The 14,768-nt window shown below is 47.8% G+C and carries 9 protein-coding genes and 1 tRNA gene; 7 read left to right on the top strand and 3 right to left on the bottom strand.

All coding sequences use genetic code 11. From position 1 onward, the window contains the following. Window positions 1-10: 10 nt before the first annotated feature. The 3 genes from BMY63_RS06975 to BMY63_RS06965 all read left to right on the top strand — a co-directional run bounded on the left by BMY63_RS06975 (window position 11) and on the right by BMY63_RS06965 (window position 5,463). On the top strand, window positions 11-1,738 hold the full coding sequence (locus BMY63_RS06975) for an AMP-binding protein (RefSeq protein WP_256218964.1): 1,728 nt from the start codon (window positions 11-13) through the stop codon (window positions 1,736-1,738). 159 nt (window positions 1,739-1,897) lie between these two features. After that, window positions 1,898-4,753 carry a sugar-binding domain-containing protein gene (locus tag BMY63_RS06970; RefSeq protein WP_091915615.1) on the top strand — a complete coding sequence of 952 codons (2,856 nt, stop codon included), beginning with the start codon at window positions 1,898-1,900 and terminating at the stop codon, window positions 4,751-4,753. A gap of 95 nt (window positions 4,754-4,848) precedes the next feature. Next, on the top strand, window positions 4,849-5,463 hold the full coding sequence (locus tag BMY63_RS06965; protein ID WP_091901325.1) for a DUF4840 domain-containing protein: 615 nt from the start codon (window positions 4,849-4,851) through the stop codon (window positions 5,461-5,463). A 790-nt stretch (window positions 5,464-6,253) separates the two neighbouring features. On the opposite strand, the gene BMY63_RS06960 is transcribed toward BMY63_RS06965, so the two are convergent. From BMY63_RS06960 to BMY63_RS06950, 3 genes are all read right to left on the bottom strand, one after another. Next, a tRNA-Lys gene (locus BMY63_RS06960) sits at window positions 6,254-6,326 on the bottom strand. Between the two features lie 68 nt (window positions 6,327-6,394). Beyond that, a complete protein-coding gene (locus BMY63_RS06955; RefSeq protein ID WP_091901328.1) occupies window positions 6,395-7,495 on the bottom strand; it encodes an AI-2E family transporter in 1,101 nt (366 codons plus the stop codon). Further along, complete coding sequence (locus BMY63_RS06950; RefSeq protein WP_091915613.1) at window positions 7,492-8,073, bottom strand: thymidine kinase; 582 nt, start codon at window positions 8,071-8,073, stop codon at window positions 7,492-7,494. The genes BMY63_RS06955 and BMY63_RS06950 overlap by 4 nt, the downstream gene beginning before the upstream one ends. Window positions 8,074-8,168: 95 nt before the next feature. Between BMY63_RS06950 and rsmI the strand changes: the two genes are divergently transcribed. The 4 genes from rsmI to BMY63_RS06930 all read left to right on the top strand — a co-directional run bounded on the left by rsmI (window position 8,169) and on the right by BMY63_RS06930 (window position 14,763). After that, a complete protein-coding gene (gene rsmI, locus BMY63_RS06945; RefSeq protein WP_091915611.1) occupies window positions 8,169-8,867 on the top strand; it encodes a 16S rRNA (cytidine(1402)-2'-O)-methyltransferase in 699 nt (232 codons plus the stop codon). Between the two features lie 2 nt (window positions 8,868-8,869). Continuing rightward, window positions 8,870-9,721, top strand: coding sequence for a Cbp1 family collagen-binding glycoprotein adhesin (locus tag BMY63_RS06940; protein WP_091915609.1), 852 nt, complete (start codon window positions 8,870-8,872; stop codon window positions 9,719-9,721). Window positions 9,722-10,107: 386 nt separating this feature from the next. After that, complete coding sequence (locus tag BMY63_RS06935; protein WP_091915607.1) at window positions 10,108-13,275, top strand: SusC/RagA family TonB-linked outer membrane protein; 3,168 nt, start codon at window positions 10,108-10,110, stop codon at window positions 13,273-13,275. A gap of 18 nt (window positions 13,276-13,293) precedes the next feature. Further along, window positions 13,294-14,763 carry a SusD/RagB family nutrient-binding outer membrane lipoprotein gene (locus tag BMY63_RS06930; protein ID WP_091915605.1) on the top strand — a complete coding sequence of 490 codons (1,470 nt, stop codon included), beginning with the start codon at window positions 13,294-13,296 and terminating at the stop codon, window positions 14,761-14,763. The last annotated feature ends 5 nt before the right edge of the window (window positions 14,764-14,768 follow it).

Raw genomic sequence — 14,768 nt, 5'->3', positions numbered from 1 at the left:
ACCCTGAGACATGAGTAAAGTGAAATTAGATATGGCAGGACGTCCGCTTCCTGATAGGACATATCCTGCTGAGACTGGAAGTACAGGCTACACCCTCTCTGAGCGTACCCTCGGTCAGTGGCTCGAATACTGGGCAGAAACCACGCCCGATAAGGAATACATCGTTTACTCGGATAGAGACTTACGTTTCACATGGAGTAAGTTCAACGAACGTGTGGATAATCTGGCCAAGGGCCTGATTGCCATTGGCGTGAAGAAAGGCTCGAATGTGGGTATTTGGGCAACGAACGTTCCCGACTGGCTCACCTTTCTTTATGCGACCGCAAAGATCGGTGCAGTGCTGGTAACGGTGAATACCAACTATAAGCAGAACGAACTGGAGTATCTTTGTAAGGACTCCGACATGCATACCCTTTGTATCACCGATGGTACATGGGATTGCAATTATGTCGATATGACCTATACGATGTTGCCGGAACTGAAGAGTTGCGAGCGCGGTCATCTGAACAGTGAGCGTTTCCCTTATATGAAGAATGTGGTGTTCATCGGCATGGAGAAATACCGTGGCATGTACAATACCGCAGAGTTGCTGTTGTTGGGACAGAACGTAGAGGATAAGGAACTCAACGAGATGAAGAGTCAGGTGAACTGCTATGATGTATGCAATATGCAGTATACGTCGGGCACGACTGGCTTCCCCAAGGGAGTGATGCTGACGCATTACGGTATCGCCAACGATGGCTATTTCACGGGAGAGAACATGGGCTTTACACAGGACGACAAACTCTGTGTCTGTGTGCCATTGTTCCACTGCTTTGGTGTGGTGCTCGCCACGATGAACTGTCTGACACACGGCTGTACAGAGGTGGTGGTCGAGAAATTTGATCCCCTCGTGGTGTTGGCTTCTATCCATAAAGAAAGGTGTACGGCCGTTTATGGTGTACCAACGATGTTCATCGCGGAACTGAACCATCCCATGTTTGATATGTTCGACCTGACATGTCTCCGTACGGGTATCATGGCTGGTTCACTCTGTCCTGTGGAACTGATGAAACAGGTCAGCCAAAAGATGTATATGACCATCACTAGTGTTTATGGCTTGACGGAGTCGTCGCCTGGTATGACGCAGACTTGTCTGAACGACACCTTTGAGCAGCGTTGCACCACTGTGGGGCGTGACTATCCGTTCGTCGATGTGAAGGTGCTCGACCCCGAGACCGGCGAGGAATGTCCTGTTGGAGTGCAGGGCGAGATGTGTTGTAAGGGCTTCAACGTGATGAAGGGCTATTATAAGAATCCGACGGCCACGGCTGAGGTGATCGACAAGAACGGCTATCTGCACTCAGGTGATTTGGGCGTGAAGGATGAGCAAGGATTCTATAAGATTACGGGTCGTATCAAGGATATGATCATCCGTGGTGGTGAGAATATCTATCCGCGTGAGATTGAGGAGTTCCTCTACCACATGCCTGGCATCCGCGATGTACAGGTGGCTGCAGTGCCTTCGAAGAAATATGGTGAGGCTGTCGGTGCCTTCATTATCCTTGAAGAGGGTGTAACGATGACCCCGGAGGATGTGCAGTTGTTCTGTCGTGGTAAGATTGCCCGTTACAAAATCCCGAAGTACGTGTTCTTTATTGATCAGTTCCCCCTGACGGGTTCTGGTAAGATTCAGAAGTTTAAGTTAAAGGAGATGAGTCTTGGCCTCTGCGAGAAGCTAGGCATTGAGGTCGTCTGATTGTATAACAGGAATCCCGGAAAAGCAACTCGTTTTTCCGGGATTCTTTAACTCACATTAACACCCCTTCTTTTGCCTACTAATATCTTTTGGCTATCTTTGCAATCCAGATCCTACAGCTATGTCGTGGGGTTCATGAAGACTAACCAATAAAACAAGATGAGAAAGGCTTTTCTTTTTTTGTGTGCCTTCTGCAGCCTGCTCTCTCAGGCTCAGCAGACGCTTGACCTGACGGGCTCGTGGGACTTCTCCGTAGGTGATACTGCTAGATATGATGACTATGTGATGCTGCCCGGCTCGATGTTGACTAACGGGAAAGGTGATCCTGTGACGGTCGACACCAGATGGACAGGCTCGCTCTACGACTCGTCCTACTATTTTAACCCCTATATGGAGAAATATCGGGTGGAAGGCCAGATGAAGTTCCCTTTCTTTCTCACCCCGGAACACCACTACGTGGGAAAGGCATGGTATAAGAAAGATATCTACGTCCCCCAGTCATGGGAACGACAGCATATCACACTGTTTCTGGAGCGCCCGCATATAGAGACGACGGTCTTTGTCAATGGTCAGAGGGTGGGACATCAGCTGTCGCTCTCTACCCCCCATCAGTATGACGTGTCTGACCTGATCAGACCAGGCATGCGGAATACAATCGAGGTCTGTGTATACAATGGGATAGATAATGTGGGAGTCGGTCAGGACTCACATAGCGTCACAGACCAGACACAAGGCAACTGGAACGGAATCATCGGACGTATGGAACTTCGGGTGCAGCCTCGCAAACTTTATATCAAGCAGGTTAGGATCACACCTTATCCATTCAAGGGGTATGTCAACCTAAAAGTTGTACTTGGCGGTGAGGTGAACCCGCTCTATACGCTTGATGTGATGGAGGTGACTGTCCAACAGGACAAGGAGAATGCCTATGCCTTTATGATGAGTTATGACCTGAGGGGCAAGACCATGTCGGTAGATGTGCCCGTCGGAACGGAGGTCGCTCTGTGGGATGAGTTTCATCCTCAACTATACCGTTTAGGCATAGGTGTCGGTGACGATTATTATGAGACCACCTTCGGTATGCGTGAGATCAAGGCCGAGGGGCGACAATTGTATATCAACGGTCGGCCTCTGTTCCTGCGTGGAACCGTAGAGAACTGCTGTTTCCCGGAGACGGGTTATCCGCCCACAGACGAGGAGTCGTGGACCAGAATTCTTACGAAGGTCAAGGAGTATGGGCTGAATCATGTGCGTTTTCATTCCTATTGCCCGCCGGAGGCAGCCTTTGTCGCTGCGGATAAGTTGGGCATCTATCTTCAGCCGGAGGGACCGTCGTGGCCGAATCATGGTGTAAAACTTCGGAGAGGACAGGTAATCGACCAGTACCTGCTGGATGAGTCGAAACGTATCGTTGATACCTATGGTCATCATCCGTCGTTCGTGATGATGGCGGCAGGTAATGAGCCCGCCGGCGACTGGGTGGCCTATTGCAATGACTGGGTGAGGGAGATGAAACGATACGACCCGACAAGACTCTACTGCGGAGCGTCGGTCGGTGGCGGCTGGGCATGGGACGATGGTTCTGAGTATCATGTGAAGGGCGGTGCCAGAGGGCTGGACTGGGACCGCAATGCTCCTCATGCCGATGACGATTATTACGACCAGATTCTACGTCCGAGGAACTATCGGGACACGACCGATAATAACACCCCTGTCATTGCCCATGAACAGGGACAGTGGTGCGCCTTCCCAGATTTCAAGGAAATCCCGCAATATACGGGTGTTTACAAGGCCCGAAACTTTGAGATTTTCCGAGACTTGTTGCGTGATCACGGCATGGCATCGCAGGCTGAGAAATTCCTGATGGCCAGTGGTAAGTTGCAGACACTCTGTTATAAATATGAGATTGAAAGGAATTTGCGTACTCGTGACTATGCCGGTTTTCAACTCCTGGGACTGAACGACTATAGCGGACAAGGTACCGCTCTAGAGGGTGTGCTCAATGTGCATTGGCAGGAGAAAGGCTATACGACGGCAGATGAGTGGCGTGAGTTCTGCTCGCCTGTCGTCGCCTTGGCTCGGTTCCCGAAGTTCGTCTATACGACAGCCGACACACTGGTGGTGCCCATCGAGGCTTATAATGCCGTGTATGGTGATGTCATAAATGTTCGTACCTCTTATTATATTTATGACGATAGTATGAAGGTGTATGCTGGTGGCGTGTTGTCCTTAAAGGATCTGCCGTTAGGGAAAAATATTCCCATCGGAACTGTGCGCTTCCCCCTTGACAGCATCTCGCGACCCTGTAAACTGACACTTCATGTGACCATGGCAGGAGAGTTGAAGAATCACTGGGATTTTTGGGTCTATCCGAACGAATCGTCCGACGTGCAGTCTGCCGCCACGCAGATTCATATCGCTGATACCCTTGATGCCGAGGCTCTGCAGGTTCTGGAGAAAGGTGGCAAAGTGCTGTTGACGGCGGCAGGGAAGGTTCGCCTCGGCAGTGATGTGGTACAGCACTACCTGCCGGTGTTCTGGAATACCTCATGGTTTAAGATGAGACCGCCTCATACTACGGGAGCCTATATCGATAAGACGCATCCACTCTTCAAGTACGACTTCCCCACCGACGATTGGGGTAACCTGAACTGGTGGGAGCTGCTGAACAAGGCACAGGTGATGAATCTCATGGAGTTCCCGAAGGACTACCAGTCACCGATACAACCTATCGATACCTGGCACGTCAGTCGTAAACTGGGCATGCTGGTCGAGGCTAGCGTCCTGAAAGGCAAACTGTTGATGACCACCATGGACGTCTCCTCCGATCTGGAGCACCGTGTCGTGGCAAGGCAGATGCGCCTGGCGATCCTTTCCTATATGGAGAGCGATGATTTCCACCCGTCGACCGTGCTTCAGCCACAGGTCATCACAGACCTGTTCACAAAACAAGGACCGCAGGTGAATATGTTTACAAACGAGTCGCCGGATGAATTGAAGCCGAAGGTTAAGTAGGTTAAAGAAAGTTAAGTCCTCCCTCGGTGGTGCAAGATTTATCTACATTGGCAGTTCCAATAATAATAGAAACAGATAATAAACAATTAATAGAAATGAAAGCAACGAAATTCTTAAGTGTTCTTTTTTGCGGTCTGACCGCTTTGTGTGTCACCTCATGTATCAATGACGATGATGATAATGAGAAAATCGTACCTCTAACCAAGGAACAAGTAGCCCAGTGCTATCAGATGATTAAAGGAAACTATACCGGTCATCTGGTCTTCTCCGTGAAAAACGCGGCAACCTCACAGAATGGCGTTGACTCAGTGGCCACCACATGGTCGGTCATCAATGACAGTACTATCACTGTCGACAAGTTCCCTGCTAAATTGATTGCAGACGTAGTTACTAATACAAACATGAAGGAAGCGCTTGCAAAGGCAGATCCTCAGACCTTGACGTGCTATTACGGATTCATCAGCAACTCCCCGATACAGTTCCTTGTCAACCCGATGACCTTGAATTATACGCTGAACTACGGTGGAGCGGAACACAAGGTGAGTGTGGCTTTCTATGTGAACTCCCCTTATTCGTTTGGAGCATACGACTATCAGAAGACCATTATGGAGATGCAGTTACTTGTCGGTGCTGTCTATGAGGATGGGAAAACAACGACATATCTCCGTGAGACAACACCCCTCGTGTTCTCTTCGAAGAAGAAGAACTAAATGTTAAATAAGTATTAAAAGGCGTTTGCTGAGGATATTCTTCCGGAATAATTCCTATATTTGCCGTGAGCTAACTATTTAATTGTATGTGCTTATGTCGACTAAGAACGAACAAAACGAGGAAAAGGTGAAGAATGATTCCCGGCAAGTAGACAGGTATGCGCCAGAGATGGAGACATCCATCTGGTATAGTTAAAAAAGACAAGGGGTGCTGACCATTCGGTTCGCACCCCTTACTTTTGTTGTTTAGTCAATTGGTTCTGACCAGTAATTGCTAGCTGCTAATAATTGCAGGTTCTCTCTCATTGGGATAACCCGCATTGCAGGTTTCTTGTATGCATCGTGCTTTGCTTTATTTGTCTTCATAATCGTAATTGTTAGTATGTGCTTATGTCGACTAAGAACGAACAAAACGAGGAAAAGGTGAAGAATGATTCCCGGCAAGTAGACAGGTATGCGCCAGAGATGGAGACATCCATCTGGTATAGTTAAAAAAGACAAGGGGTGCTGACCATTCGGTTTGTACCCCTTATTGTTCTTGTTGTTTAGTCAGTCTCTGCTCCGTCATAATTGCTAACTTCTAGTAATTGCAGGTTCTCTCTCATTTGGATAACCCGCATTGCAGGTTTCTCGTATGCACCGCACTTCACATTATCTTTTTTCATAATCGTAATAGTTGTTTATGTTAATAATATGTCTGCGAAGATACGAAGATTATTGTTAATGAGTATGGTGGACCTCGTTAAATAATATTAAAAAAAGAAAAGAGGTCCTTGAACCTCTTCTTTTGTGACTCGTTTGGGGCTCGAACCCAAGACCCCAACATTAAAAGTGTTGTGCTCTACCAACTGAGCTAACGAGTCGACCTCTTATGGGTGATTTTTTTCAAAATCGCGTGCAAAGGTACGATGTTTTTTTTAATCTGCCAAATTTATTCGGAGGATTTTTCTTCTACCAGATCATTTTCCTTCTCTTTCGTGACGTATTGCTGGTAGTAGGTGATGAGCAGGGTGGTGAGCGGTAGCGCGATAATAAGACCGATAAAACCGAGCAAGGCACCCCATACCGAGAGACTAAGCAGTAGGATGGCGGGGTTGAGGCGCATGGCCTTACCCATGATTTTCGGTGTGACGATCAGGTCGCAGATGAGTTGGACGACAATGAAGACAGCCAGGGCCGTGGCGAGGATGAACCAGAAGTTCTGACCGGTATCGGCCGATTTCAGCAGGGCAAGCAGAACGGTCGGTATCAGGGCCAGCGTATGCAGATAGGGCACGAGGTCCATGATGCCAATTAAAATGCCGAGACCGATGGCCATGGGGAAGTCGATGATGGTGAACCCGATACAGAAGAGTACGCCCATGATTAGGGCCACAAGACCCTGTCCGCGGATATAGTTGTTAAGTTCGCGCTCAACGCCGTTCATCAGCTCTTGCCAGAAGGGCCTGTTCTTCTTCGGGAAGATCTTGATCCAGTTGTTGGTCAAGTATTCGTAGTCGAGCAGAATGAAGAACATATATAATAAGGTGATGAATGAAGCGATGATACTGATGATGATACTCGCGGTCTCACCGAGAACGGTGAAAAGTCCGGGCATGACGGTCTTGATGCTCTCCGTGAAGGTGCCGCTACGGAAGAACCGCTCGATATCGCGCTGGTTGTTCTGTATCCATTGTTGAATAGCTCCAGGTATATCCCTGATGTTGGCCGACTTCTGGATATAGTCGGAAGCCAGAGATCCTAGCTTCTGGAACTGCTCGATCATCGGTGGAATGATCAGGTAGATGATGCCTGAGATGACTGCGATGACCACAATCATAGACACCAAGATACTCAAGGCCCGTCCTGGTACATGGAGACGGTATTGCACGAACTTCACCATGGGATACAAGAGGTAGGCGAAAAGCCAGGCCACGACGAAGGGCAGTAATACACTACTGAGGTAATCGATGAACAGCAGTACGACGACTACCAGCAGGCCGCCTCCGATCCAACGCACAAGACGGTCGAGGGTGATGGTTTTTTCTCTCATTTCTCTTCTTGTATTGCTTTCTGATAACACTCTCTGCAGAGCGGCTCGTATTCCTGCGTCTCACCAAGGAGCACACGTTGGGACCCCTCCACAGTACGGTGGCTCACGTAGGCAAGGTTACCGCAGCGCACACAGATGGCATGCACCTTGGTCACGTCGTCGGCGATGGCGCAGAGGGCAGGCATCGGCCCGAAAGGGATGCCTTTATAGTCCATGTCGAGGCCGGCCACGATGACGCGGATGCCCCGGTTGGCCAGTTCGTTGCACACGTCGGGAAGACCCATGTCGAAAAACTGTGCCTCGTCGATACCGACCACGTCGCAGTCGGACGAGAGCAACAGAATGCTCGCCGAGGAGTCGATGGGGGTGGAAGGGATATGCGACTGGTCGTGGCTGACGACCTCCTCTTCGGAATATCTTACATCGATAGCCGGTTTGAAGATCTCCACCTTCTGTCGGGCGAACTTGGCACGGCGAAGGCGACGGATCAGTTCTTCCGTCTTGCCCGAGAACATTGAGCCGCACACCACTTCGATCCTTCCTGGGCGATGTGCCTCTCCAATCATAATTTCTGTCATAATGTTGGCAAAATTACCAAATCATTTTAAAAATTGCAAAGATTTCACCGCTTTTTTTGTCTATTCTGATAAATTGAATTATATTTGCCCTCGTTATGGGCATATTGTATATCGTTCCAACCCCAGTGGGCAATATGGAGGACATGACGTTCCGTGCCGTCCGTATCTTGAGGGAAGTTGACCTCGTGCTGGCGGAAGATACCCGAACCTCGGGCATCCTGCTGAAGCATTATGATATCCATAACTCCCTGCAGTCGCACCATAAGTTTAATGAGCATGGCACGTCGGCTGTCATTGTCGATCGTCTGCTGGGTGGTGAGAATGTGGCGCTGATCAGCGATGCCGGTACACCGGGCATCAGCGATCCTGGTTTCTTTCTCGTTCGTGAGGCGGTAAGAGCCGGTGTCGAGGTGCAGTGCCTGCCAGGAGCCACGGCCTTTGTGCCAGCCCTGGTGTCGAGCGGTCTGCCATGCGACCGTTTTGCCTTTGAGGGATTCCTGCCGCAGAAGAAGGGGCGTAAGACTAAGTTGGAGTCGCTGAAGGGCGAGGAGCGTACGATGATCTTCTACGAGTCACCCTACCGTTTGGTGAAAACACTGGAGCAGTTTGCCGAGGTCTATGGTGCCGATCGACAGGTGAGTGTCTGCCGGGAGATATCAAAGGTACATGAGGAGAGTGTTCGCGGAACGCTGAGTGAAGTGGTCGCTCATTTTAAGGAGAAGGAGCCGAAGGGTGAGATTGTCATCATTCTGGCAGGTTGTAATCAAAAAGAACTGAATTCCAAAACTCAATAATTATGAAAAAACTATTTATCTTAGCCATCAGCGCATTGGCCATTACAAGTTGTAATCAGGAGAGTGCCAGAAAGGCCAGTCTCGCCGCTCAGCAGCAGCGCGACTCGTTGAACCAGATCATTGCTCAGAAGGATAACGAGATCAATGACATGATGACGACCCTCAGTGATATCGAGGAGGGCTTCCGTGAGATAACCGAGGCTCAGAATCGAGTGACACTTGCCAAGCAGGGTGAGGGTACAAACACCACACAGCGCATCAAGGAGAACTTCCAGTTCATTCAGTCGGTGATGAAGCAGAATAAGGAACTGATCAATAAACTGAAGCAGCAGGTGCGTGAGAGTACTGTTAAGGGAGGACAGTTGAAGAAGATCATTGATAACCTGACAGAGCAGTTGGAGGTCAAGGAACAGCAGCTCCAGGCTTTGCGCGAGGAGCTCGACAAGAAGGATATTCATATCGCAGAACTCGATGAGCGTGTGGCCGACCTGAACGATAATGTCAGTTCGTTGAAGGAAGAAACCTCTCAGAAGGCTCAGACTATCAGTATGCAGGACAAGCAGTTGAACACCGCCTGGTTCGTCTTCGGAACGAAGGATGAGCTGAAGGAACAGAAGATTCTCGTCGATGGCCGTGTGCTGCAGTCGAACTTCAATAAGGACTACTTCACGAAGATCGACATCCGCATCGACAAGGAGATTAAGTTGTACAGCAAGTCTGCCAAGATGATGACATCTCATCCGTCGAGCTCGTACACCCTGCAGCAGGATGCCAACAAGCAGTATGTGCTCCGTATTACCGATCCACAGTTGTTCTGGTCGACGAGCAAGTACCTTGTGGTGCTGGTGAAGTGATGTAAATTCGTTTTCTTTAACATAACTAAGTGCGGTCTTCGTCTCAAGCGAAGGTCGTACTTTTTTATTTGCTGACGATACCCTCTGTACGCTCCTTTTGACTTGTGATGCAGAGGGCGGTAAAAAGTGTCAAATTGATAATTAAAACGTCTTTTCCCCTTTCGTATTGACGTAAATCAAGCCAAAACGCAAAATGCGTTAATTTTTGAATTAAAATTGTATCTTTTTTATAAAATTATTCGTTTTTTAGAAACTTATGCATTAATTTTGCATCTTAAAGCATGGGAAAAGCCTCTGACGGAAACTAACTCCGCCTTGGGAGTGATACCAAAAAGGAATTAAATTACACATTATTATATTAATTAACAACAAAAGAGAGAGAATTTATGAAAGAAAGACTAACGATGTTTTTGGTCGGTTTCTTCCTCTGTGCAGGAAGTATGCTGGCTCAAACAAAGGTTTCTGGTACAGTACTCTCACAGGAAGACGGTCAGCCGATTATCGGTGCGGCTGTCAAGGTTGACGGTACAAGTACTGGTATGTTGACTGACGTGAACGGTCGCTTCTCGCTGACCTTACCTGAGGGTAAGAACCAGCTCACCATTTCTTATCTGGGTTATCAGAGTAAGACGGTGGCTGCGAAGAACGGCATGCGTGTGTTCTTGGCATCTGATTCTCAGGTGCTGCAGGACGTAGTTGTTACTGCTATGGGTATCAAGCGCTCTGCTAAGGCACTGGGTTATTCGGCCACTGCAGTGGATGGTGATAAGATCGCTGCAGCTCGTACTGCAGACATCATGTCGAGCTTGCAGGGTAAGGTTGCTGGTGTCCAGATTAGTTCATCTGCTAGTGACCCGGGTTCTTCTAACTCGGTTATCATCCGTGGTATTAGTTCTTTGAGTGGAACTAACCAGCCGCTTTATGTGATCGATGGAGTTCCTATGAACAACTCTGCAGTTTACAGTACTGACGGTCTTAATAGTGGTTATGACTTTGGTAACGGTGCAAACGCAGTGAACCCCGATGATGTCGAGAACATGACGATTCTGAAAGGTGCTGCTGCTACAGCTCTTTACGGTAGCCGTGCCGCCAATGGTGTAATCTTGATTACAACTAAGAGTGGTAAGAAGCAGGAGAAAGGCCTTGGTATTGAGTATAACGGTGGTCTGCAGTGGGAGCAGGTGATGCGCCTGCCGCAGATGCAGAACGACTTCGGTATGGGTTGGAATGGTGATAAGACCGATGATGAGAACGGCTCGTGGGGCCCGCGTTTTGATGGCTCTACCCTAAGATTTGGTACTGTGTACAACAACTCTCAACAGATTAAGTCTTATCTGCCTATTGAGAATAATGTGAAAGACTTCTTCGACACAGGTTTCCGTTATTCTAATAGCTTATCGTTCAACGGTGCCACCGATAAGAGTGATTACTTCGTATCGTTCTCACAAATCAAGGATGATGGTATCATTCCTACTGATGCTGATAGCTACCAGAAGTACACGTTCTCGGCTCGTGGAACTCACAAGGTTAAGGCTTTGACTTTCAGTTCTTCATTGAATTATGCTTATCAGAAGAACAACTTCGTACAGACAGGTCAGGGCTTCGAGAATATGTATAACTCTATCATGCAGACTCCGCGTGATATCGCTATTGTTGAACTGAAGGATTTGGATAATCCATTCAATACACCGGGTTACTACTATACGCCTTATAGTGTGATGAACCCCTACTATATCCTCAACAATCATTTGAACGAGAATGAGAGTGAGCGTTTCTATGGTAAGTTCCAGATGGACTACGATTTCTTGAAATGGTTCAAGTTGACCTATCGTGTCGGATTGGATACCTCGACAGCTCATCACCATATTGGTATTCCCAACTATGCATCTCTTTTCCCCAATACTCCTAACTGGGAGTCTGAATTGAAGAGTCAGACCGGTAAGACATCAAGACAAACTACTCGTCGTCGTGAGATCAACCAGGATGTGATGTTGACATTCGATATGCCTATTAACGATTTCAATATCAATGCTGTGGTTGGTTTCAACGGTAATGAGCGCCGGTATTCATATATGCTTACTGAGACAACTAATCTCACGATTCCTACCTATTATAATATCACGAACTCTGCGGAGATTCCTAAGATCGAAGAGTATCAGTGGAAACGTCGTCTCTACGGTGTTTACGCACAGACTGAGGTGGCTTGGAAGAATCAGCTGTATTTGACATTGACAGCACGTAACGACTGGTCGTCTACTCTGCCGAAGGAGAACCGTTCGTTCTTCTATCCTGGTGTGACTGTCAGCTACCTGTTCTCGGAGCTGCTGAAGGAGAAGACACCATGGCTGTCATTCGGTAAGCTTCGTCTTGCTTGGGGTAAGACAGGTAATGATGCTAGTGTTTATATGACCGATCCATACTACGTCCAGGGTCTCTTCGACTCTTCTGGTTGGGCTGAAAGCAAGTTCCCATTCTCTAAGACTGGTACAAATGCGTATACCGTAGGTAATGTCTTGGGTAGCAATACGCTGAGTCCTGAGATGACCACGGAGACTGAGGTCGGTGTCCAGTTGGCATTCTTCAAGAACCGTATCTCTGTTGATGCTACCTATTATAATCGTAACTCAGACAAGCAGATTACGCGGTTGAGTACAGATGCTGCTTCTGGATACACTGCACAGAATGTGAACCTTGGTAAGATCCGTAACCGTGGTGTAGAGTTGCTCGTTACGGTGGTTCCTGTCCGCACGAAGGACTTTGAGTGGAGCCTCACTTGGAACTACACCAAGAACGACAACAAGGTCATCAGCTTGCCTGAGGAAATGAATGGTCGTGCCTCTATCTATGGCTTCAGCGGTGGTACCGGACTCTACGCTATTGAAGGCGATGAGATGGGTGTGTTCGAGGCATATGTCGCAAAGACAAACGACGAGGGTAAGATTATCGTCGATAAGAACGGTCTGCCTCAGAATACCGACGAGCTGGTGAAGATCGGATCCATCAATTATGATTATATGATGGGTATCGGAAACTCTCTGAGATATAAGGACTTTACGCTGTCATTCGATTTCGATATCCGCCAGGGTGGTCTGATGTTCTCTCGTACGCACGATATCACGTACTTTACTGGTAATGCTATGCAGACAACCTACAATGATCGTAATCCGTTTATTGTTCCTAACTCTGTTAAGAAAAATGCTGATGGTACTTATTCTGAGAATGATATTCCTCTCTATGGTACGACACTTTATAACTATTGGGATAATGGTGCTGTAGCCATGGGTTCAGGCTCTCTCGTTAGTAAGTCATACGTTAAGTTGCGTCAGGTAGTCTTTGGTTGGAATGTTCCTTCTAAGTGGCTTGCTAAGACACCGTTGACTGGCGTACGTTTCTCTATCTTTGGTAACAACCTGCTGATGTGGACGCCTTCAAGCAACACGTTTATCGATCCTGAGGCTTCTTCATTCGGTAACGACTTGGAGGGTAACTTCGGTGAGTACAGTTCAAACCCGAGCTCTCGTAAGTTTGGTTTCAACGTCAACGTTAAATTCTAAAAGAAAGGTAATTACAGTATGAAAAAGATATATTTATTAGCTGCTGCGGGCTTGATGATGCTTTCCAGTTGTGATCTGGACATCAACCAAAACCCGAACTACCCTACTGGTGCTGATATCAGCCCAGAGTTGCAATTCCCGGCAGTAATCAGTGCTATTGCTGATGCCTCTGGTGACCAGATGTTCAACTATGGTGGTTTCTTTGCTCAGTACTTCGAGCAGATGCCTGAGGCTAACCAGTATAATGATATAGCCGAGCTGAATATTGATGAGTCTAAGGATGTGTTTAATCGTTGCTACAACAATATCTATGCTGGTGCTTTGATGGATATTGAGGATATCAAGACGAAGACAACCAATACTGCCAATCTGTTTGCATGCCAGGTCATGCGCACTCAGGCTTTCCAGCTGTTGGTAGACAATACCAGTGAGACTCCTTATTCTGAGGCTCTGCAGGGTGGTGCCAATTCATCGCCAAAGTATGATGATGGTAAGACCGTTTATGAGGGCGTGTTGGCAGAGCTTGATGCTGCCGAGGCTGCACTCACCGGTGATGTTATGACAATGACTGATCCGTTGCTTAATAAGAACTTGAGTCAGTGGAAGGGATATGCAAATGCACTTCGTCTGCGTATGTATCTCCGTCTGATCGATGGTGGTCAGAGTGAGTATACTGCAAAGGTGACTGCTCTTTTGGCTGCCAACAATTTCTTCTCAGGTAATGTGGCATGGGATGTGTTCATGGATAAAGAGGGACAGTACAATCCTTGGTATCAGTCGGTATTCAGTCTGACCAGCAATCACTGTGCTGCCTATCCTATTGTCAGTTATATGCAGAACATGGCTGATCCGCGTCTGTCATATGCCATCAAGGCACGTACGAGTGACAACACATTCGTTGGTCAGTTCCCTGGTTCAAAGCAGGAGCCCGCAATTGTCGGAACCTCTTATAAGAATAAGGATGTGAGCACGATTAACTACGATGTCGCTCATGATATGCCAATTTATCTTTTCACCCAGAGTGAACTGCAGTTCTTGATTGCCGAGGCTCAGATGCGTTTCAATAACAATGCTTCTGCTGCCAAGGCTGCTTATGAGGCTGGCGTCGAGGCAGATTTCGCCCTGCGTGGTGTTAGTGGTGCAGAAGGCTTCCTGGCTGCTGCTGGTAGTTGGGACAATGCTGCAGATAAACTGAAACTCGTTTATATGCAGAAGTGGACCGCTTTGTTTATGCATGATCACATGGAGGCTTGGTCAGAGATTCGTCGTACCGATGTTCCTGCTCTCTCTACTGCTTCTGCTGCTCAGATCAAAGCAAATCCCGCTCTTTATACACCTGGCGATCTGATTTGCCCTGCTGTAAACAAAAAGGGAGGTAATAATATTGCTATGAGTATGCCTTATTCAAGCAACTCTCGTAAATATAATGTAAATACGCCTGCAACAGCCCGTCAGATTACCGATAAGGTGTTCTGGGATGTGAAATAATATTT

Source organism: Prevotella aff. ruminicola Tc2-24 (genome assembly GCF_900110895.1).
Classification (GTDB): domain Bacteria; phylum Bacteroidota; class Bacteroidia; order Bacteroidales; family Bacteroidaceae; genus Prevotella.
This window is presented reverse-complemented; position numbering and strand designations above follow the sequence as displayed.